Source organism: Streptomyces azureus (assembly GCF_001270025.1).
In the GTDB taxonomy this organism is placed as follows: Bacteria; Actinomycetota; Actinomycetes; order Streptomycetales; family Streptomycetaceae; genus Streptomyces; species Streptomyces azureus.
On sequence record NZ_DF968380.1, the window covers coordinates 1 to 18,039 of the forward strand.

Here is an 18,039-nt window from a genome sequence, read left to right on the forward strand (position 1 = left end):
GCCCAGCACGGAGCAGCGGCGCCGGCGGGGCAGGAAGGCGCTGCTCGGTGCCGCCGTGCTGCTCGCGCTCGTGTCCGGGGGCGTCGGCGGCGTCATGGGGGTGTATCTGGAGCGGAACGGCGGCGTGGGGACCGTCGAGCTGCCGCAGGCCGGGAAGGAGCCCGCCGCCCGGGACGCGGACAGTGTGGCGGGGATCGCGGAGCGGGCCCTGCCCAGTGTGGTCACCCTGCACGTGAGCGGCTCCGGCGAGCAGGGCACGGGCACCGGATTCGTGCTCGACACCCGCGGCCACATCCTCACCAACAACCATGTTGTGCAGTCCGCCGGATCCGCCGGCGAGATCACGGTGACCTTCAACGGCGGGGAGACCGCCGAGGCCGAGCTCGTCGGCCGGGACAGCGGCTACGACCTCGCCGTCGTGAAGGTGAAGGGCGTGCGCGGACTCACCCCACTGCCCCTCGGCAACTCGGACAGCGTGCAGGTCGGCGACCCGGTCGTGGCCATCGGCGCGCCCTTCGACCTGGCCGGCACCGTCACCTCCGGCATCATCAGCGCCAAGCAGCGGCCCATCACGGCGGGCGGAGAGAAGGGCGACGGCAGCGACGTGTCGTACGTCGACGCGCTCCAGACCGACGCGCCCATCAACCCGGGCAACTCCGGCGGTCCCCTGCTCGACGCCAAGGCCCGGGTCATCGGCATCAACTCGGCCATCCGCTCGGCGGACAGCGGCTCCGAGCTGGACAGCGGCCGGTCCGGCTCGATAGGCCTCGGCTTCGCCATACCCATCAACCAGGGCAAGCGCGTCGCCGAGGAACTGATCAACACCGGGAAGGCGACCCACCCGGTGATCGGCATCACTCTCGACATGGACTACACGGGCGACGGCGCCCGCGTGGCCGCCGAGGGCAGCGAGGGCGGACCCCCGGTGACCGTGGGCGGTCCGGGCGCCAAGGCCGGGATCAAGGCGGGCGACGTCATCACCGAGGTCGACGGACAGCGCGTCCACTCCGGCGAGGAACTGATCGTCAAGACCCGGGCCCACCGTCCCGGCGACCGGCTGGAGCTGACCGTGGAGCGTGGCGGCAAGGAGCGGGCGATGTCGCTCGTCCTCGGGTCCTCCGGCGGCAGCTGAGTCGTGATGTCACGGACTTACAGGGACGAAGAAGGCAAACATTCGGGAAAGCGATTCCACTCCCCGCGCTCGGAGGTCTCGGGACGGTACCGGTCGGACGGGATCGCCGGGTACCGTGGATCCGGCCCGGACCACGGCAAGACCCGCATGACCACCGAGGGCCGAGGACCGAGGACAGCGCAAGGAGCTGCAGGTGTTCAATGACATAGGACCACTCGAGCTGGTGACGCTCATCGTCCTCGCCGTGCTCGTCTTCGGTCCGGAAAAGCTCCCCAAGGTCATCCAGGACGTGACGCGCACGATCCGGAAGATCCGTGAGTTCTCGGAGAGCGCCAAGAACGACATCCGGGAGGAACTGGGCCCGGAGTTCAAGGACTTCGAGTTCGAGGACCTCAACCCCAAGACGTTCATCCGCAAGCAGCTGGACAACGAGGACCTGGGGCTCAAGGAGATCCGCAACGGCTTCGACCTGAAGAAGGAGATGGCCGAGGTCACCGACGCCGTCCACGGCCGTGACACCGACACGTCCTCCTCGTCGTCCTCCGGCTCGTCCGGCGGCCGTATCGACATGACGAAGAAGCCCGAGCTCCCTGACCGGGATGACCGGCCGCCCTTCGACGCGGACGCCACCTGAGCGACACACCGGGCGTACGCCCCCAGCGCGCGTGACGCGTTTCATACTCCGGCCGGGCTGTGTACGGCCTGAACCAGGCGCCCGTGCGGCCCACGCGCCGGGCGGTTTCCCTGCTGCTCGCAGCGGTGTGGCTATGCTGCCGAGTTGACGGGCGGGCCGTACTGGACCAGCAACGCCGCCCGAAGGGGGGCGGGCCGTTCCGGCCCGACGAGAGCGAGGAGGCGTCCGGGCATATGGAGACGACGAGTCGGGCAGTCGCGCAGGCGCCGGTCGCGGAGGGCGGACAACAGGGCCCCTCCGCCCGGCGTACGGTCGACGGCTACCTGCGCGCGCCCTTCCCGTGGTACGGCCTCGACGAGGCGTTCACGGGGCCGCGCTGGCTGATGCAGGTCGGTACGACGGCCGACGGAGCCGTGGAACACGGGTCGATCGGGCACGGTGACGAGCCCACGGTGCGCAACGAGCATGCCGCCGGTGGTGATCAGCAGGCCAAGGAGAAGTTCGCGGTCGTGGTGACCGTGGCGGCGAGTCCCTCACGGCGCAGTGCGGACGGAACGGGGCTGCTGGAGGCGACGTCGGTGTCCTCGGCGGCTTGGCTCGCGGGTGTGGGGCTGCTGTCCTTCACGTGGCCCGGGCAGATGGACCACTCCCTGCGGGACGACTGGCTGGAGCAGCAGACGGAGACGGCGTGGGTGCTGGCGGATGACCTGGACGGCTCCGACTGGTCGACGTTGTCGCTGCCGGTGGACGGTGTGCCGACGGCGTTCCACTACCGGGAGTCGGAGTTCGGGTGGGTGCTGGCCGGGCCGACTTCGGCGGGTGTCCACGTGGGCGCGTACGGGCGTGGCATGAGTGCGTACGGGCTCGGCTTCGCCGTGGTCAAGGACATCGCCGCTTACGCGTGACGTGAGTGTGGGGCGCCGTGTGTTTTCGGCGCCCCTTCGCCGTAGGGGGCAGAGCATTCAGGGACGGCTGCGGGTCGTCTGCGGTTGTTCGCGCAGTTCCCCGCGTCCCTGAGGGCGCTGCCCCAAGGGCGTTTCGATCTAGAACTTGTTCCGCGGAGTGATCCCCAGGGACAGGCCCGACAGGCCCCGCTGCCGCCCTCCCAGCTTCCCCGCGATCGCCCGCAGGGCCGAGCCCGCCGGGGAGTCCGGGTCCGTCAGGACCACCGGCTTGCCCTCGTCGCCGCCCTCGCGGAGGCGGACGTCGATGGGGATGTTGCCGAGGACCGGGACGTTCGTGCCGGTCGTGCGGGTCAGGCCGTCGGCGACCGCCTGGCCGCCGCCCGTGCCGAAGACGTCGACCATCTCGCCGCAGTGCGGGCAGGGCAGGCCGGACATGTTCTCGACCACGCCGACGATCTTCTGGTGGGTCTGGACGGCGATGGAGCCGGCGCGCTCGGCGACCTCGGCAGCGGCCTGCTGAGGGGTCGTGACGACCAGGATCTCGGCGTTCGGGACCAGCTGGGCCACGGAGATCGCGATGTCGCCGGTACCGGGCGGCAGGTCCAGCAGGAGGACGTCGAGGTCGCCCCAGTACACGTCCGCCAGGAACTGCTGGAGGGCGCGGTGGAGCATCGGGCCGCGCCAGACGACCGGGGCGTTGCCCGGCGTGAACATGCCGATGGAGATGACCTTCACGCCGTTCGCCGACGGCGGCATGATCATGTTCTCGACCTGGGTGGGACGGCCGTCGGCGCCCAGCATGCGCGGCACGCTGTGGCCGTAGATGTCGGCGTCGACGACACCGACCTTCAGGCCGTCGGCCGCCATCGCCGCCGCCAGGTTCACCGTCACCGAGGACTTGCCCACGCCGCCCTTGCCGGAGGCGACCGCGTAGACGCGGGTCAGGCTCCCCGGCTTGGCGAAGGGGACCTCGCGTTCGGTCTGGCCGCCGCGCAGGGCGGACGCCAGCTCGCGGCGCTGCTCGTCGCTCATCACGTCGAGCGTGACGTCGACGCGGGTGACGCCCTCCACGCGGGAGACCGCCTCGGTCACGCGCTGCGTGATCGTGTCCCGCATCGGGCAGCCCGAGACCGTCAGGTACACCGTGACCGCGACCGCCCCGTCCGCGCCGATCTCCACGGATTTGACCATCCCGAGTTCGGTGATGGGCTTGTGGATCTCTGGGTCGTTCACCGTCGCCAGTGCCTCGCGCACCGCGTCTTCCGTAGCCATAGGGTCGATGGTACGGCGCCGTACCGTGGCGTAGGAAAGGCTGTCACCGGTCGTCTGCGTCACGTCCCGGTGACCGTTCCGCCGGGAATACGACCGAGCCGTGACGGTGGCCGTCGTACCGGTCCTCCAGTTCCTTGACCACGTCCTGGAGTTCCGAGCGGATCCAGTCGCGGGTGGCGACCTCGCCCAGGCCGATGCGCAGGGCTGCGACCTCGCGGGTCAGGTACTCGGTGTCCGCGATCGACCGCTCGTTCTGCTTGCGGTCCTGCTCCAGATTGACCCGGTCGCGGTCGTCCTGCCGGTTCTGCGCGAGCAGGATCAGCGGGGCGGCGTATGAGGCCTGGAGCGACAGCATCAGGGTCAGGAAGATGAACGGGTACTCGTCGAAGCGCAGGTCGCGCGGGGCGAGGCTGTTCCAGGCCACCCACAGGATGATGGCGGCCGTCATCCAGACCAGGAACCGTCCGGTGCCGAGGAAGCGCGCGATGCGTTCCGAGAACCGTCCGAAGGCCTCCGGGTCGTACTCGGGCAGGATCCGGTGCCTGGGCACGCCCGGCTGGTCGAGGCGGGCGGTGCGTGGCCGGCTTGCGGCCGTGGAGCCGGACGGAATGCGCTCGCGCAGGGTCTCGCGCTCAGGAACCATCGGTCGCCACCTCCTCCTCGTCCAGGTGGAACTCCGTCTCCCGCCAGTCCTCCGGGAGCATGTGGTCGAGTACGTCGTCCACGGTCACCGCGCCCAGCAGCGAGCCGGCCTCGTCGACCACGGGCGCCGCGACCATGTCGTACGTGGCGAAGAACCCGGCGATGGCGGGCAGGTCCGCGTCGGGGTCGAGCGGTTGCAGGTCGCTGTCCAGGATCGAGCTGACCAGGGAGGGCGGTGGCTCGCGCAGCAGGCGCTGGAAGTGGACCGTGCCGAGGTACTTGCCGGTCGGCGTCTCGTCCGGTGGCCGGCAGACGTAGACCTGGGCGGCCAGGGCGGGGGAGAGGTCGGGGTTGCGCACGCGGGCGAGGGCGTCGGCGACGGTGGCGTCGGGGCGCAGCACGATCGGCTCGGTGGTCATCAGACCGCCCGCCGTGCGGTCCTCGTACGACATCAGGCGCCGCATGTCGGCCGCGTCGCCGGGCTGCATCAGGCTCAGCAGCCGCTCCTGCTCGTCCGTCGGCAGCTCGCCCAGCAGGTCGGCCGCGTCGTCGGGGTCCATGGCCTCCAGGACGTCGGCGGCGCGCTCCTCCTTCAGCTTGCCGAGGATCTCGATCTGGTCGTCCTCCGGGAGCTCCTCCAGCACGTCGGCCAGCCGGTCGTCGTCGAGGGCGGCGGCGACCTCGGCGCGGCGCTTGGGGGAGAGGTGGTGCAGGACGTTGGCCAGGTCGGCGGGGCGCAGCTGCTCGAACGTGGCGAGCAGATTCTCGGCGCCCTGCCCCTGCTCCTCCAGCGAGAAGCCGGTGACGGCGGTCCACTCGACGGTCAGCGCCTCGCCCTTGGCACGCCGGAAGGCACTTCCCTTCCGGCCCTTGCGGACGAAGACCCGGTCGATCTCCCACTCCCGGCGGGCCGGCAGCTGATGCACCGACAGGTCGAGGACGGTGACCTCCTCGCCGGTCTCGGTGAGCGTGACGCGCCGGTCCAGCAGCTCCCCGAAGACCAGCCGCTCGGTGGGCCGCTGCTCGAAGCGCCGGACGTTGAGCACGCCGGTGGTGATGACCTGCCCGGACTGGATGGCGGTGACCCGGGTCATCGGCAGGAAGATGCGGCGGCGGGTGGCGAGTTCGACGACGAGGCCGAGCAGCCTCGGCGGACGCTGCGCCATCCGCAGCATGACGACCAGATCGCGGACACGCCCCACCTGGTCGCCGGCGGGGTCGAAGACGGCGACACCGGAGAGGTGCGATACGAAGATCCGGGGGGCGCCCGCTGCCATGGCCGCGGCTCCTTTTCGTGCGGGGTGGTTCGTGGTCCCTGTCTGTGTGCCTGTCTTTGTCGCTGTGTCTTCCGAATTGCCCGCTCGGGTGGGCTTCAGGCTAGCCCGTCCCCATCGGGGGCGCGTCGGCGGGCGGTCCGGACGGACTGGCTCCGACCTGCCCGCACGTGCCCGGTACCCTGCGGTACGCCGTTCAGGTCTCCCGTCAGAGAGGCAGCCCCACCTGTGACTCCGATTCGCCAGGGCCGCAATCACAGTGCCGCACTCGCGAGCGCGATGTGCGCACTGGCCGTGACCGGAACGGTGCTCACGGGCTGTGCGGAGGATCCGAACGAGGGCACCAACGGGGTCGGCAGACTGTCCGCCGAGAAGATCCAGGCCAAGACCCGTTCGGTCGCCGAGTCCGCCGGGGCGGTCCGGGTGCACGGGAACGTCGTCAGCGGCGAGCGCAGCTACGCGCTCGACATGCGGCTGAAGGACGACGGCGGCGAGGGCTCGGTCACCTCCGAGGGGGCGACCTTCCGGCTGCTGCGCGTCGGCGAGCATCTCTTCCTCAAGGCCGACGCGGAGTTCTGGAGTCATGGCGCGGGCCAGGGCGGGGACGGCGAGGCGGACGCCGCCGCGGCGTCCAAGCTCGGCGGCAAGTTCGTGAAGGTGCCGCAGGGCGACCCTTCGTACAAGAAGTTCAGCGGTTTCACGGACAAGGGTGTCCTCCTCGACGGTCTGCTGACCCTGCACGGCAAGCTCGCGACGGACGGCCACGACGAGCAGGCGGGCATCCGCACCATCCGCATCTCGGGCGACAAGGGCTCCGGCGGCACCCTGGAGGTGTCCCTCGAGGGCAAGCCGTATCCGCTGCGCCTGGAGCGGGCCGGTGGGGCGGGTACCCTCACGTTCTCCGCCTGGGGGCAGGACTTCTCCCTCAGGGAGCCGGAGAAGAACGAGACGGTGGACTACGGCAGGCAGCTGCCGACGTCCTAGGACGTCACTTGCGTTTGCGCTTCTTCAGCAGCAGGCGGGGCAGGCCCGCCGGAATCGGCCGGCGGGTGATCGCCGGGGTCCGCAGCGGGGGCTCGGAAAGGGAGTCGTCGGGCAGGGGTGCCGTCACCCCGGTCGGCTCCAGGCGCAGCACCCGGCACTCACGGGCCCAGCGGTCGGTCATGGCCTCGCCGTCGGACGCGTTGAGCCGTTTGCCCTTGAGCTCGGCGACCGCCGCGTCCCATGCCTCGGAGCCCGGTGCGAGCTGGATGACCCGGGCCGTCCAGGAGACCAGCCGGCCCCCCTTGTCCTTGCTGCGGACCGTCACCTCGGCCTCGGTCCCGTCGGCCAGGCCCGGCAGCGGCTGCTCGCCGGGCCCGTCGCCGACCAGGCACGCGGCACCCTCGTGCCACACGTGCCACAGCGCACGCGCCGGGCCGTCGGGGCCCTGGACCCAGACGAGGCCGGACTTCTTCGTGGCCTCCTCGACGAGGGCCTGGCCGAGCAGCTCGCTTGTCATGACCCCCAGCCTATCCACGCTGTTCACAGCCACCCGTTCCGCTTCAGCGTGCGGTGGATGCCCAGACAGATGACCACGGTGACGCCCATGATCACCGGGTAGCCGTACCGCCAGTGCAGCTCCGGCATGTGGTCGAAGTTCATGCCGTACACCCCGCACACCATCGTCGGCACGGCGATGATCGCGGCCCACGAGGTGATCTTGCGCATGTCCTCGTTCTGCGCCACGGACGCCTGTGCGAGGTTGGCCTGGAGGATGGAGTTGAGCAGCTCGTCGAAGCCGAGCACCTGCTCCTGCACGCGGGCCAGGTGGTCGGCGACGTCCCGGAAGTACTTCTGGATGTCGGGGTCGATCAGCCGCATCGGCCGCTCGCTCAGCAACTGCATGGGCCGCAGCAGCGGCGACACGGCCCGCTTGAACTCCAGGACCTCACGCTTGAGTTGGTAGATCCGGCCGGCGTCCGAGCCGCGCGGGGAGCCCTTGCGCCCCGGGGAGAACACCTCGGTCTCGACCTCGTCGATGTCGTCCTGCACGGCGTCGGCGACCGCGATGTAGCCGTCGACGACGTGGTCGGCGATGGCGTGCAGCACGGCCGAGGGGCCTTTGGACAGCAGCTCGGGGTCGTCCTGGAGACGGTGCCGCAGGGCCCGCAGGGAGCCCTGACCGCCGTGCCGGACGGTGATGAAGAAGTCCCGTCCGGTGAAGCACATGACCTCGCCGGTCTCGACGACCTCGCTGTTGGCGTCGAGCTGGTCGTGCTCCACGTAGTGGATGGTCTTGAACACCGTGAAGAGGGAGTCGTCGTAGCGCTCCAGCTTGGGCCGCTGGTGGGCCTGGACGGCGTCCTCCACGGCCAGCGGGTGCAGCCCGAACTCACTGGCGATGCCGGAGAATTCGGCCTCGGTCGGCTCGTGCAGGCCGATCCACACGAAGCCGCCGTCGCGGCGCGCCAGACGCACCGCCTCGTGCGGGGTCAGCGGGGTCTCGGTCTCGATGCGGCGGCCGTCCCGGTAGACGGCGCAGTCGACGACGGCGGAGGACGTCGCGGGGCTGCGGGTGGCGTCGTACGTCCCACCGTCCTTGCGCAGCGACACGCGGGACGGACGGACGACGGCGCGCAGGTCGCGGATCATCGACATGGCGGGCTCCTTCGCGACAGGCAACGAAAGGCGCCGGACCCGACAGGTGGAACTGCCCGGAATGAGGACGTTGGGACCGATGATGTTTGGCACGTCCACAAAGCGGGGAGCACCGCACCGTCGCGGTGGCGAGTCTCGTTACTGATTCAGCTTCTGAGGCAGATCAGGCAAAGCGAAACGAAGCGCTCTTCCGCGTGAAGCGAGTGCGAGAGGTGGCGACCAGCCAGAGCCAGAACAGCTACGTCAGCGGCGGGAAGAGCGTGGTGCTACTGCACGGTCGACTTCGGTCCATTGCAGTCCCACCTCCTCCGGCCGGTCCCTCGTAAGGGAGTTCCTTCGGCGTCGGGGCTTGATCGCGACGCTTCTGCGTGCTGCCCCGAACCACCGGGCAAGAGTATCAGTCGCCCGACGTGTCAAGGCGCTTGTTTGCCCGCTACTGGCGAGTTCTATGCTCGCCGCATGGCACATGTTCTTCCTCTGGTCGAAGCCCGGTTGCGTGCCGCGCTGGGTGAACCGGACGCGCGCGCCGCGGTCACCTTCCTGGGCACGGACCGTATCGAGGTGCTCCGCTTCCAGGAGGGGGACATCGTCCGCTACGCCACGCTCGGCATGTCCGAGCACCCCATGGCGGACCCCACGTCGGTGGTCGCCGACCCGGTCAAGGGCCCGCGCGCCGAGTTGGTCCTCTCGGTGCGTGCCGGGCTGGCCGGCACCGACAAGGTGCTCCGCCCGCTCGCCGTACTCGCCGCGTCTCCGCAGGTGGAGGGAGTGGTCGTGGCTCCGGGAGCCTCCCTCGACGTCGGCGAACCGCTGTGGCCCGGGGCTCCCTTCACCTCGGTCCTGGTCGCCGAGCCGGGCGGCCTGGTCGAGGACCTGGAGCTCGACGAGCCCCTCGACCCCGTGCGGTTCCTGCCGCTGCTGCCGATGACCCCGAACGAGGCCGCCTGGAAGCGTGTGCACGGCGCCCAGGCGCTCCAGGAGCGGTGGCTGAACCAGGGGACGGACCTAAGGGATCCGTCCCGGAAGTCCGTCCCGTTGGAGTGAGGAAGCTCACCAAAGCCTGGCCGGGGAGCGTCAGTTGGCGAAGACGGCGACACCGTCCTCGGTCGCGTGCTTCGGCTCCAGCTCCTCGGCTTCGTGCGCCAGTGCCTTTCGCCGTACGACGACCACGAGCGCACCCACCACTGCGGTGACCGCCGCCACCACGAACGGGATGTGAGGGTCGGTCCACTCCTCGATCTTCGGCGCGAAGTACGGGGCGGCCGCCGCCGCGAACCAGCGCACGAAGTTGTAGCCCGCGCTCGCCACCGGCCGGGGTGCGTCCGAGACGCCGAGGGCCAGCTCGGTGTAGACGGTGTTGTTCACGCCGATGAAGGCGCCGGACAGCACCGTGCAGACCACGGCGGTCGTGTGGTCGCCGTAACCGAGCACGAGCACGTCGGCCGCGAGCAGCACCAGCGAACCGCCGAGCACCTTCAGCGAGCCGAACCGCTTCTGGAGCCGCGGCGCCACGATCACCGAGAAGACGGCGAGCAGCACGCCCCAGGCGAAGAACACCGCCCCCGACCGGTACGGGCTCATGTTCAGCACGAACGGGGTGAAGGCCAGCACGGTGAAGAACGTGTAGTTGTAGAAGAACGCCGAGACCGCCGCCGAGGCGAGGCCGCCGTGGCCCAGCGCCTTGACCGGGTCCAGGAGCGAGGTCTTGCGGGCCGGCTTCGGCTGCTCCTTCAGGAACACGGCGATGCACAGGAAGCCGACCGCCATCAGGAACGCCGTCCCGAAGAACGGGTAGCGCCAGCTGGCGTCCCCGAGCAGGGCGCCCAGCAGCGGACCGCACGCCATGCCGAGGCCGAGGGCCGACTCGTACAGCAGGATCGCCGCCGCGCTGCCGCCGGCCGCCGCGCCGACGATGACCGCGAGGGCCGTCGAGACGAACAGCGCGTTGCCGAGGCCCCAGCCGGCCCGGAACCCGACCAGTTCGCCGACGGATCCGGAGGTGCCCGCGAGCCCGGCGAACACCACGACGAACGCGAGGCCGAGCAGCAGTGTCTTCCGGCCGCCGATCCGGCTGGAGACGAACCCGGTCACCAGCATCGCGACGGCGGTGATGAGGAAGTACGACGTGAAGAGCAGGGAGACCTGGCTCGCCGTGGCGTGCAGGCCCTGGGCGATGGACGGCAGGATCGGGTCGACGAGTCCGATGCCCGTGAAGGCGACGACCGACGCCCCGGCGGTCGCCCACACGGACTTGGGCTGCTTGAGGAGGCCGCCCGCTCCGGCGTCGAAGGGGTCCATTGCTTGCTCCCTTTCCCGGACGGAAGTAGTTGGTAAGCGCACATACTAAGTTAGCTAGGCTAATTAATGCAAGTTACATCTAATTGGGTTCCGTCCGGTTGGGTGATCGTCCTTGACGCGACGGGGCGGGGGTAGGACCGTGGGGCCCTATGAGGGGCGAACCCAGTTGCCCGAAGTGCGGTGGCCGGGTCAGGGCTCCCGGCCTCTTCTCCGACTCGTGGCAGTGCGATGTGCACGGCACCGTCCATCCGGTGCAGCCCGTGATACCGCCCAGCGTCGACGCCCTCAACGTCGTGGTGCACCGCACCCGCGTGCCGGTGTGGATGCCCTGGCCGCTGCCGGTCGGCTGGCTGTTCACGGGCGTGGCCTGCGCGGGTGACGACCGCACGGGTGGCCGCGCCACGGCCGTGGCCTGTACGGGGCCCGGGCCGCTCGGCGGGATGGGCGAGCTGATCCTGGTGGCGGAGGAGCTCGGCGTCGGACTCGGTGCGCGGTACGCGGGCATGGAGGGTCCGGATCCGGGGCCGTACATCGACGTCGGGAAACCGGCTCAGGCGAAGGTGCTGGCCGCGGGGCGTCCTACGCCGTTGTGGCATGTGTCCGGGGCGCCGGATGACCGGGCGGTGTTCGCGGGGGAGGCGCTCGGGATGTGGCTGTGGGCGGTCGTGTGGCCGGAGCAGTCCGGGTTGTTGATGTACGACGAGCTCGTGCTGGCGGATCTGCGGGATGCCGGGGCAGAGGTGGAGTTGGTGCCTTGTGGGGCCCTGTCGCCGCGATTGCTTGAGCCGTAGTGCCCAGGGGGCGGGGCTTCGGGCGCGTGGGCGGCTGCGGGGGGTCTGTGGCTTGTCGCGCAGTTCCCCGCGCCCCTTCAGGGGGTTGGCTGTAGGGGGCGCTTCCGGGGTTCGGGTGTGACAGGGGTCGGTGAAAGTCCGGTTATCCTTGAGCAGCCCTACTCGTCCCGCCCGTGTCTGGAGTCCGCGTCGTGCGTATCGATCTGCACACCCACTCCACCGCCTCCGACGGTACGGACGCTCCCGCCGAGCTGGTGCGGAAGGCCGCCGCGGTCGGGCTGGACGTCGTCGCCCTGACCGATCACGACACCACCCGTGGCCACGCCGAGGCGATCACCGCGCTGCCCGAGGGCCTCACGCTGGTCACCGGGGCCGAGCTCTCCTGTCGGCTCGACGGCATCAGCATGCACATGCTGGCGTACCTCTTCGACGCCGAGGAGCCGGCGCTGCTCGCCGAACGCGAGCTGGTCCGGGACGACCGGGTGCCGCGGGCGCAGGGCATGATCGCCAAGCTTCAGGACCTGGGCGTGCCCGTGACCTGGGAGCAGGTGGCGCGGATCGCCGGTGACGGGTCCGTCGGGCGTCCGCACGTGGCGACCGCGCTCGTCGAGCTGGGTGTCGTGCCGACGGTCAGCGACGCCTTCACCCAGGACTGGCTGGCCGACGGCGGCCGGGCCTTCGTGGAGAAGCACGAGACCGACCCGTTCGAGGCGATCCGGCTGATCAAGGGCGCGGGCGGGGTCGCGGTGTTCGCGCACCCCGGGGCGAGCAAGCGGGGGCGTACGGTGCCGGAGTCCGCGATCGCCGAGATGGCCGAGGCCGGGCTCGACGGCGTCGAGGTCGACCACATGGACCACGACCCGGACACGCGGGCGCGGCTGCGGGGGCTGGCGAAGGAACTGGGGCTCCTCGTGACCGGGTCCAGCGATTATCACGGCAGTCGGAAGACGTGTGTGCTCGGGGAGTACACGACGGATCCCGAGGTGTACGGGGAGATCACGCGGCGGGCCTTCGGGGCGTTTCCCGTGCCGGGGGCCGGCGGGGTCTGAGGTTTCCCTCCTGTAGGTCCGTTGTCAGACACCCGGCGTTGGCCGCCGTGTCCACCTGTTCCGCTCTGCGGAACGCCTTCCCACAGCGGCGCGGACGCCGCTGCCCACCCCTCAGTACTCCCGCAAGGCCATCACCCTCATGTTCGACCTCGCCGTCTTCGGCTCCCTGTTCCTGACCCTCTTCGTCATCATGGATCCCCCCGGGATCACCCCGATCTTCCTCGCGCTCACCGCCGGACGGCCAGGCAAGGTGCAGAAGCGGATGGCTTTCCAGGCCGTCTGTGTCGCCGGTGGTGTGATCACCGTGTTCGGGCTGCTCGGGCATCAGATCCTGAACTACCTGCACGTGTCCGTGCCCGCGCTGATGATCGCGGGCGGACTGCTGCTGCTGCTGATCGCGCTCGATCTGCTGACCGGCAAGACGGACGAGCCGAAGCAGACCAAGGACGTCAACGTCGCCCTCGTGCCGCTGGGGATGCCGCTGCTGGCCGGGCCGGGGGCGATCGTGTCGGTCATCCTCGCCGTGCAGAAGGCCCACACTGTCGCCGCGCAGGTGTCCGTGTGGACGGCGATCCTCGCCATCCACGTCGTGCTGTGGCTGGTGATGCGCTACTCGCTGGTGATCATCCGGATCATCAAGGACGGCGGTGTGGTCCTGGTGACGCGGCTCGCGGGCATGATGCTGTCCGCGATCGCCGTGCAGCAGATCATCAACGGGGTCACGCAGGTGATCCAGGGCAGCTGAGGGGCCGCTGCGTCACGCAGTGCGGGTGAGTACCGTGCCGATCTCCCTGGCCGGTCCCGCGTGGGCGAGGTACTCCTCGATCTTGTGCGCGCGGTCCCGCCCGTTCTGGACGGCCAGCTGCGTGAGCTTGCCCCACCGCTCGTCCTCCAGGGGGCAGCCGACGGCGACCGCGTCGGTGGGGCACCAGACGTTGACCCAGTCGCGCACCTTGGGCGGCCGGTGCGGGCCGCGGGCGAGGAGCCGCTCGTTGACGCCGTCCAGCCCGAGCGGGCTGCCCGCGGTGACCAGCAGTACGAGGTCGAGACCGTCCGGGAGCCGGGTCAGCAGGTCCATGCCGACGACCGTGCCCAGGCTGTGCGTGACCAGCACCAGTTCGCCGGTGGCGGGCATCGTCTCCAGGACGCTGTCCAGGACGGCCTGCCGCACGGAGCTGTCGCCGAGGTACAGGTCGACGTCCCGCAGGAACGTGGCGATGGTCCATTCGTCCAGGTCGGACCGGGTGGCGAGCCAGCTCAAGGGCCGGTGCAGTGCGCCGACCAGCCCGGCACCGAAGCCCTCCGTGGCCGCCGGCCCGTCCTGGGGCATGCCGGCCCGGGCGGCCGCCTCGTAGAGCAACTGCTCGTAGGAGCCGGTGGGCGATTCGGTGGCGAAGACCTCGGCGGCAGCGGCGGCGCTCACCTCGTCGAGTCCGACGGCCCGGGCCGTGCTCTCCCGCCCGCTCACGAGGTCGGCCAGTCTCGTGCCGTAGAACGGGAACCACACGTCCTCCGGGTCGACCGTGGGCAGTGCCGCGAGCGTGAGGCCGCGGTTCAGGCCGGACGTCCAGCTCCGCCGGAGGTCGTCGGGCTCCTTGCTCTGCTGGTCCCTGCCGTGCAGGAAGACCAGGTGCTGACGGCCGCCGAAGGCGGTGCCGCGGGCCGGCCGTCCCTTCCTGGGGCTCCGCGTCCGGGTCTCCCTCTCGGTCATGGTCACCGTCACCGGGACGTCGGGAACCGACGGGGACGTGATGCCGGGTACGGCCGGCGTGATTCTCTCCGGCTGAAGTGCGGGGGCGGCCGTGCTCTGGTCCAGACCGGAGTCCGGGCCCATCTCGGCCAGCAGCGCGCGGCGCCCGGGGTCGAGGTCCAGCCGGGCCAGATGCTTCAGGATCGAGCTGATGCGGACGCCCTCGTTGGCGACCCAGTCGATCGCGTCGTCGCCGTCGCCCCGGCTCCAGGGCCGGCCGTCCTTCCGCAGGACGCGGCCCTGGTCGTCCTTCTTCGGCACGCCGCTGTGGTGCAGGGCCACGACCTCCCACTGGTCGTTGAAGACGGGGGAGCCCGAGTTTCCGGGGCGCGTGTCGGTCCGGTAGTGGACGAAGTCGTCGAGCCGTACCAGCACCGCGTTGTCGCGCAGCACGATCTCCTTGAGGCGCCCGTCCGGGTGACCGATGATGTTCACCCTCTCGCCGAGGACCAGCTTGCCGAGCTGCATGCTGAGCCGGTTCCAGCCGAAGATCTCGCCCGGCTGACGGCCGTCCTGGGCGGGTGTGACCGCCACCAGGGCGAAGTCCAGCCGCCTGTCCGCGGCGAAGAAGGTCCCCGGGTCGAGCTCCATGCGGATGGCGGTGTCGGGGACGTTGTCGACCGTCACCTGGGCGTTGAACTCCGCGAAGCACTGGCGGGCGAAGGCCTCGTCGGGCAGCACGTGGTGGTTGGTCATCATCAGCCGCGGCGAGACCAGGAAGCCGGTGCCGTGCGGCAGCTCGCGGCCGTCGCGGCGCAGCGTGATCCGGGCGACCGTGGCTCCGGCCCTGACTCCGCGCGGCAGGAAGCTCCACGCCTGGAGCTCGTTCGACAGGTCGATGATGCGTTCGTTGGTGTGGGGGAGGTCCATCGCCTCGCCATGGATGTCCGCCACCACCGCCGAGGGCGACAGACCGCCCCGGTCGAGGATCCGCTCGGCACGCACGGCGAGCGCGTCCGGGTTGTCCGGGAACCGCACACCGGCCGCCATCCGGCCCTCGACCCGCTCGCGCTCCGCGGCGGAGTCCTCGTATCGCTGCGCGGCCTCGGCCACGGCCTGCTCGTGCAGTTCCTCGTTCGACCGGCCCGTCACGGACATGTGGTCCACCGTCCTGTTCCCGCTGTCGCCGTCCCCCTCAGCCAGTACGCCCCCCACCAGGGAGGTCCGCAACAGCGGAGCCCCCACGCGGCCGATGCCGTGCGGGGGCTCGAAGTGTGGGAGAGCGGCGCGCGTTACGAGGCCGTGGTCCCGGCCGGGCGGATCCAGAGGCGCTGCCCTGTGGCGGCGGCCTGCTGAACGATGCGGTTGACGGAGGCGGCGTCCACGACGGTCGTGTCCACGGGCGTGCCGTCGACGTCGTCGAGGTGCATGATTTCGAAGCGCAAGGGCTTCTCCCTTCGTCTGGTCATCCTCCTGAGGAGAACTACTCGGTGGTCGGTCCACGAGGCAGCGGTGCCCGTGTTCCATATGGGTCAACAGGACTGCACCGTTGAAACATTCCCTACGCTAAAGAAATTTTTCGAACGGCTAATTACTGAGCCGTAAGACTGTTGTTACGGGGACCGATCGGGACCAGTTGTGTTCGCAGCGTGACCGCCGGGACAATGGAGGCAATGAACGACGACCTCGCGGCCCTGAGCGCCCGCATCGACCGCACCAACGAGCTGCTCCAGCGCATGCTCGCCGAGGTGGCGAAGACGCCCTCGACCCATGCGATCTTCGTCGATGCCGGGTACCTCTACGCGGCCGCGGGACGGCTCGTCGCCGGCACGGAGGACCGCCGGGCCTTCGACCTGGACGCCGAGGGCCTGATCGACGCGCTCATCGACACGGCCCGCACGATCTTCGCGGACAGCAGGCTGCTGCGGGTCTACTGGTACGACGGCGCCCGCCGCCGCATCCACACGGCCGAGCAGCAGAGCATCGCGGAGCTGCCGGACGTGAAGGTGCGGCTGGGCAACCTGAACTCCAACAACCAGCAGAAGGGCGTCGACTCACTCATCCGCAGCGACCTGGAGTCCCTCGCCCGGCACCGCGCCATCAGCGACGCGGCCCTGCTCGGCGGCGACGAGGACCTGGTGTCGGCGGTGGAGGCGGCCCAAGGGTACGGCGCCCGCGTCCACCTCTGGGGCATCGAGGCGCCGGAGGGGCGCAACCAGGCGGAGCCCCTCCTGTGGGAGGTCGACAGCCAGCGCACCTTCGACCTCGACTTCTTCAAGCCCTACGTCTCCCGCCGCGCGGCCCCCGCCTACGAGACGACCACGGGCCGGCCCACCCGTGAGGACGTGCGGTTCGTCGGTGCGCAGATCGCGGCGAAGTGGCTGGCGGCCCGAGGCCGGGACACGCTGGTCGAGCTGCTGCCCGGCCACCCCTACCTGCCCGGCTCGGTGGACCAGGACCTGCTCGTGGAGGCGGAGGGCCTGTTGCAGTACTCGCTGCGCGGCCAGGCAGACCTGCGGCGCGCACTGCGGGACGGCTTCTGGGACCACCTCCAGACGCAGTACTAGTGTCCCGCGCCGGAAGTTCCTAGGTAGTTTCCGCTGAGCTGCGGACGGTCAACGTCCTTGGTCGGCGGCGAGAATCCGACCGCCGAGACGAGACAGATCTACCGACGGATTTCTGGCGCGGCACACTAGTGCCCCGGCAGGCAACGTTTGCCCGTCAAGGAGCGGCGTCCGGTGCGGCGAGAGGGCGTGCCGGGCGTCGCGACGGGGCGAACGTTGCCTGCCGGGGCACTAGACCGTGTGGGCTCCGGCCGTCTGGGTTCCGTCCCAGAAGTCGGCGAGGGCCCGGGCGGTCGGCAGGGGCTGATCGGCATTGGGGGAGTGCTCGGCTCCCGCGACGACCGTGCGGTGCGCGTTCAGCCGTACGGCCATGTCGTCGAGGATCGCCACCGGCCAGGTGTCGTCGTGAGCCCCCGACAGGACGTGGAACGGCAGCGGCACGGCGGCGAGTTCGGCGACGCGATCCGGCTCGGTGCACAACTGGCGGCCGGTCGCGAGAAGTTGGGCGGGGCTGTGACCCAGCCAGCGGCGGCGCAACTGCTCCGGATCGCCGGGGCCGCGGGCGGGCCCGCCGACCTCCTCCGGCGGCCCCATGGCCTGGATGGCCTCCCACACCTCCTCCATCGACAGCACGGCGAGCGCATCCCGCAGCAGCTTCACGCGCTGCTGCTGGGAGACGGAGATCTGCGCCGGGCCGGACGACATCAGGGTGAGGGAGAGGAAGGGGGAGTGGTCGAGCAGCACGGCCGCACGGGCGATCTGTCCGCCGAGCGAGTGCCCGACGAGATGCAGGGGCACGCCGAGCGCCTCGGCCTGCGCGAGCACGTCCCGGGCCAGTTCCCGCTGGGCGTAGGCGGATTCGTCGTCCAGGGGCCCGTCCGACTCGTGCTGCCCCCGCCCGTCCACCGCGACGACCCGGTACCCCCGCTTTGCGAGCGGCTCGTGGAGCAGCCGGAAGTCCTCCTTGCTCCCGGTGAATCCGGGCAGCATCAGGACGACTCCCTCGACCTCCGCGCCCGCCGTCGGCGACGAGTCGACGACGGCGAACTCCCCGCGGGCTGTGCGCAGGGGGTAGGCGCGGGCGCCCGGGGGCGGGGTGAAGGTGGCTTGCCTGGTCACGGGGCGAGGGTAGCGGGTGGGGGTGTGGT

At 70.5% G+C, this 18,039-nt stretch carries 18 protein-coding genes; 9 read left to right on the forward strand and 9 right to left on the reverse strand.

Going from position 1 to position 18,039, the window contains the following annotated elements; translation table 11 throughout:
- The 3 genes from AOQ53_RS31195 to AOQ53_RS31205 form a co-directional block, all read left to right on the forward strand.
- Positions 1 to 1,132, forward strand: a 1,132-nt coding sequence (locus tag AOQ53_RS31195; RefSeq protein WP_148640398.1) for a S1C family serine protease, incomplete at its 5' end; no start/stop codon positions are given.
- A 193-nt stretch (positions 1,133 to 1,325) separates the two neighbouring features.
- On the forward strand, positions 1,326 to 1,766 hold the full coding sequence (locus AOQ53_RS31200; protein WP_059422347.1) for a sec-independent translocase: 441 nt from the start codon (positions 1,326 to 1,328) through the stop codon (positions 1,764 to 1,766).
- A 233-nt stretch (positions 1,767 to 1,999) separates the two neighbouring features.
- Positions 2,000 to 2,671, forward strand: coding sequence for a hypothetical protein (locus AOQ53_RS31205; RefSeq protein WP_059422348.1), 672 nt, complete (start codon positions 2,000 to 2,002; stop codon positions 2,669 to 2,671).
- 138 nt (positions 2,672 to 2,809) lie between these two features.
- Here AOQ53_RS31205 and AOQ53_RS31210 read toward each other — a convergent pair whose 3' ends face one another.
- The 3 genes from AOQ53_RS31210 to AOQ53_RS31220 are packed head-to-tail and all read right to left on the reverse strand — an operon-like array spanning position 2,810 to position 5,862.
- Positions 2,810 to 3,943 (reverse strand): Mrp/NBP35 family ATP-binding protein, encoded by a 1,134-nt coding sequence (locus AOQ53_RS31210; protein WP_059422367.1) that lies wholly within the window; start codon positions 3,941 to 3,943, stop codon positions 2,810 to 2,812.
- Positions 3,944 to 3,986: 43 nt separating this feature from the next.
- Positions 3,987 to 4,586, reverse strand: coding sequence for a DUF1003 domain-containing protein (locus tag AOQ53_RS31215; protein ID WP_059422349.1), 600 nt, complete (start codon positions 4,584 to 4,586; stop codon positions 3,987 to 3,989).
- Positions 4,576 to 5,862, reverse strand: a complete 1,287-nt coding sequence (locus AOQ53_RS31220) for a magnesium transporter MgtE N-terminal domain-containing protein (RefSeq protein ID WP_059422351.1) — start codon at positions 5,860 to 5,862, stop codon at positions 4,576 to 4,578. The genes AOQ53_RS31215 and AOQ53_RS31220 overlap by 11 nt, the downstream gene beginning before the upstream one ends.
- 225 nt (positions 5,863 to 6,087) lie before the next feature.
- Between AOQ53_RS31220 and AOQ53_RS31225 the strand changes: the two genes are divergently transcribed.
- On the forward strand, positions 6,088 to 6,843 hold the full coding sequence (locus AOQ53_RS31225) for a hypothetical protein (RefSeq protein WP_059422353.1): 756 nt from the start codon (positions 6,088 to 6,090) through the stop codon (positions 6,841 to 6,843).
- 4 nt (positions 6,844 to 6,847) lie between these two features.
- On the opposite strand, the gene AOQ53_RS31230 is transcribed toward AOQ53_RS31225, so the two are convergent.
- Together AOQ53_RS31230 and AOQ53_RS31235 are read right to left on the reverse strand one after the other, a co-directional pair.
- The gene (locus tag AOQ53_RS31230; RefSeq protein WP_059422354.1) at positions 6,848 to 7,360 is read right to left on the reverse strand and encodes a hypothetical protein; all 513 of its coding nucleotides are present in this window, start codon (positions 7,358 to 7,360) and stop codon (positions 6,848 to 6,850) included.
- A 23-nt stretch (positions 7,361 to 7,383) separates the two neighbouring features.
- Positions 7,384 to 8,499 carry a magnesium and cobalt transport protein CorA gene (locus tag AOQ53_RS31235; protein WP_059422356.1) on the reverse strand — a complete coding sequence of 372 codons (1,116 nt, stop codon included), beginning with the start codon at positions 8,497 to 8,499 and terminating at the stop codon, positions 7,384 to 7,386.
- A gap of 459 nt (positions 8,500 to 8,958) precedes the next feature.
- On the opposite strand from AOQ53_RS31235, the gene AOQ53_RS31240 reads away from it, so the two are divergent.
- On the forward strand, positions 8,959 to 9,543 hold the full coding sequence (locus AOQ53_RS31240) for a suppressor of fused domain protein (protein ID WP_059422358.1): 585 nt from the start codon (positions 8,959 to 8,961) through the stop codon (positions 9,541 to 9,543).
- Positions 9,544 to 9,573: 30 nt separating this feature from the next.
- On the opposite strand, the gene AOQ53_RS31245 is transcribed toward AOQ53_RS31240, so the two are convergent.
- A complete protein-coding gene (locus tag AOQ53_RS31245) occupies positions 9,574 to 10,797 on the reverse strand; it encodes an MFS transporter (RefSeq protein WP_059422359.1) in 1,224 nt (407 codons plus the stop codon).
- A 149-nt stretch (positions 10,798 to 10,946) separates the two neighbouring features.
- On the opposite strand from AOQ53_RS31245, the gene AOQ53_RS31250 reads away from it, so the two are divergent.
- The 3 genes from AOQ53_RS31250 (at position 10,947) to AOQ53_RS31260 (ending at position 13,382) form a co-directional block, all read left to right on the forward strand.
- Positions 10,947 to 11,588, forward strand: coding sequence for a DUF6758 family protein (locus tag AOQ53_RS31250; RefSeq protein WP_059422360.1), 642 nt, complete (start codon positions 10,947 to 10,949; stop codon positions 11,586 to 11,588).
- Positions 11,589 to 11,779: 191 nt separating this feature from the next.
- Positions 11,780 to 12,637: a PHP domain-containing protein gene (locus tag AOQ53_RS31255; RefSeq protein ID WP_059422361.1), complete on the forward strand. Its 858-nt coding sequence runs from the start codon at positions 11,780 to 11,782 to the stop codon at positions 12,635 to 12,637.
- 139 nt (positions 12,638 to 12,776) lie between these two features.
- Complete coding sequence (locus tag AOQ53_RS31260) at positions 12,777 to 13,382, forward strand: MarC family protein (RefSeq protein ID WP_059422363.1); 606 nt, start codon at positions 12,777 to 12,779, stop codon at positions 13,380 to 13,382.
- Between the two features lie 12 nt (positions 13,383 to 13,394).
- Here AOQ53_RS31260 and AOQ53_RS31265 read toward each other — a convergent pair whose 3' ends face one another.
- Both AOQ53_RS31265 and AOQ53_RS43145 read right to left on the reverse strand, forming a co-directional pair.
- On the reverse strand, positions 13,395 to 15,485 hold the full coding sequence (locus tag AOQ53_RS31265; protein ID WP_059422368.1) for a trypsin-like serine peptidase: 2,091 nt from the start codon (positions 15,483 to 15,485) through the stop codon (positions 13,395 to 13,397).
- A gap of 134 nt (positions 15,486 to 15,619) precedes the next feature.
- On the reverse strand, positions 15,620 to 15,772 hold the full coding sequence (locus AOQ53_RS43145; RefSeq protein ID WP_010047718.1) for a hypothetical protein: 153 nt from the start codon (positions 15,770 to 15,772) through the stop codon (positions 15,620 to 15,622).
- Between the two features lie 228 nt (positions 15,773 to 16,000).
- On the opposite strand from AOQ53_RS43145, the gene AOQ53_RS31270 reads away from it, so the two are divergent.
- A complete protein-coding gene (locus tag AOQ53_RS31270; protein ID WP_059422364.1) occupies positions 16,001 to 16,894 on the forward strand; it encodes an NYN domain-containing protein in 894 nt (297 codons plus the stop codon).
- 228 nt (positions 16,895 to 17,122) lie between these two features.
- Here the strand turns inward: AOQ53_RS31270 and AOQ53_RS31275 are convergent, their stop codons facing one another.
- A complete protein-coding gene (locus tag AOQ53_RS31275) occupies positions 17,123 to 18,010 on the reverse strand; it encodes an alpha/beta fold hydrolase (RefSeq protein ID WP_059422365.1) in 888 nt (295 codons plus the stop codon).
- Positions 18,011 to 18,039 lie beyond the last annotated feature (29 nt).

Excerpts from the sequence above, each read along its gene's own strand:
- AOQ53_RS31205 (WP_059422348.1), top strand. The coding sequence starts at position 2,000 with ATGGAGACGACGAGTCGGGCAGTCGCGCAGGCGCCGGTCGCGGAGGGC.
- AOQ53_RS31210 (WP_059422367.1), bottom strand. The coding sequence starts at position 3,943 with ATGGCTACGGAAGACGCGGTGCGCGAGGCACTGGCGACGGTGAACGAC.
- AOQ53_RS31215 (WP_059422349.1), bottom strand. The coding sequence starts at position 4,586 with ATGGTTCCTGAGCGCGAGACCCTGCGCGAGCGCATTCCGTCCGGCTCC.
- AOQ53_RS31220 (WP_059422351.1), bottom strand. The coding sequence starts at position 5,862 with ATGGCAGCGGGCGCCCCCCGGATCTTCGTATCGCACCTCTCCGGTGTC.
- AOQ53_RS31230 (WP_059422354.1), bottom strand. The coding sequence starts at position 7,360 with ATGACAAGCGAGCTGCTCGGCCAGGCCCTCGTCGAGGAGGCCACGAAG.
- AOQ53_RS31235 (WP_059422356.1), bottom strand. The coding sequence starts at position 8,499 with ATGTCGATGATCCGCGACCTGCGCGCCGTCGTCCGTCCGTCCCGCGTG.
- AOQ53_RS31240 (WP_059422358.1), top strand. The coding sequence starts at position 8,959 with ATGGCACATGTTCTTCCTCTGGTCGAAGCCCGGTTGCGTGCCGCGCTG.
- AOQ53_RS31245 (WP_059422359.1), bottom strand. The coding sequence starts at position 10,797 with ATGGACCCCTTCGACGCCGGAGCGGGCGGCCTCCTCAAGCAGCCCAAG.
- AOQ53_RS31250 (WP_059422360.1), top strand. The coding sequence starts at position 10,947 with ATGAGGGGCGAACCCAGTTGCCCGAAGTGCGGTGGCCGGGTCAGGGCT.
- AOQ53_RS31260 (WP_059422363.1), top strand. The coding sequence starts at position 12,777 with ATGTTCGACCTCGCCGTCTTCGGCTCCCTGTTCCTGACCCTCTTCGTC.
- AOQ53_RS31265 (WP_059422368.1), bottom strand. The coding sequence starts at position 15,485 with ATGTCCGTGACGGGCCGGTCGAACGAGGAACTGCACGAGCAGGCCGTG.
- AOQ53_RS31270 (WP_059422364.1), top strand. The coding sequence starts at position 16,001 with ATGAACGACGACCTCGCGGCCCTGAGCGCCCGCATCGACCGCACCAAC.